The organism is Bacillus sp. FG16 (assembly GCF_057809515.1).
Genome location: NZ_JBMDKC010000262.1, coordinates 1 through 1177 on the forward strand (window position 1 = coordinate 1; position 1177 = coordinate 1177).

The window sequence follows — 1177 nt, forward strand, 5'->3', positions numbered from 1 at the left end:
GGATTTCCTCATCCATTTCAGCTCCTGGATCTACATACAACGTAAGTGGGTCGCATATACGGCATCGTATTTCGCCTGTATACAGCCTTCCCATCTCTTCTTCGAAGCCGATTTCCCCTTCACCTGGCGTAATATCTTGACCAGCTTCCGCATCAAAGTACACTTTTGCGGCACACCAGCCTTTTACACCATTGTTTAGGAAGATATCACGGGTTTTGCGGTCCATGCCTGTCTGTTCCCACCAATATTTTAGGAATTTCGAAGCTGCCTTTGCGATTTCGATACGTGTTTCATCATTACTATCCGGTACCACATCAAATTTCACACGATTCTTAATTTGTTTTGCAAGCTTTACCATCATACGGGGACGAATTTGGTTTACTGTAATGCGTTGTTCTCCATTTTCAAGAGGAGCCATCATCATTTTCTTACTGGTTGGGTTCCAGACCAGCCATTGGTTTCCCCTATAATAATTCACCTGCGCCATCATTTGACGTTTTTCTTCCCAGTCTTCTGCTTGGGTAATCCGTTCTTCTACAAGAGACACCCAATCATCAGGACGTTTCTGTTCTTGCTTCTCTTCCTTCGGTTTATTGAGACCAAACAACCCTTCTCACCCTCTTCCCATAAAAAAAGAGCTTAGACAGTTTCTGCTGCAAGCTCTTGTCATTCTGATAGTGTCGCTTTACTTTTCACTTCCACACCCTGTTCTTCCAAGTGTTCTTTCAATTCCGCTTTCGTGGCATTCACAATCCCGTTTGCATCTTTTACAATCGTTTCTACTAGTTTTGGTTCTTCTTTCGGAATCGCATGCGCTTCTATCACATAGCCGGGTATGTGTAACTCCTGAATTTCCACAGGCGTATACGCAAATGTTGGCTCAATCTCTGCCCGTCTGTCATGCATATCTTCCATACTTTCCGCAACTGCAAATTTTTCTATACTTCCTAACGTTAAATGAAACACTCTAGCCATATCGTGGCCACTCCTATTCTAAATGGTATGTTGGTGCAGGCTTTTCCTCTTTCTGCGCTTTCACCATCTTCACTTCACCCTGTTTATATTCCGCAAAAGATGGCGCTTGGATACGATCATACAATTCTTTTCGTTCTTGCTTCCACCCATCACGTTCTTTCTGGTGTACGTGTTCTATTTTGTATGCAAATGCACCTAGAAA

2 protein-coding genes and 1 pseudogene are annotated in these 1177 nt (G+C 43.2%); all 3 read right to left on the minus strand.

Annotation, left to right across the window (positions count from 1 at the left end):
* A pseudogene (locus tag ACODS7_RS32125) lies at nucleotides 1-607 on the minus strand (portal protein); the annotation flags it as partial.
* 59 nt (nucleotides 608-666) lie between these two features.
* Entirely contained in the window at nucleotides 667-975 is a 309-nt protein-coding gene (locus ACODS7_RS32130) for a hypothetical protein (RefSeq protein ID WP_488828613.1), read from the minus strand.
* Nucleotides 976-988: 13 nt separating this feature from the next.
* Nucleotides 989-1177: hypothetical protein (locus tag ACODS7_RS32135; protein ID WP_488828615.1), on the minus strand; the 189-nt coding region annotated here is incomplete at its 5' end.

Coding starts and splice junctions, on each gene's coding strand:
- ACODS7_RS32130 (WP_488828613.1), bottom strand. CDS start 975: ATGGCTAGAGTGTTTCATTTAACGTTAGGAAGTATAGAAAAATTTGCA.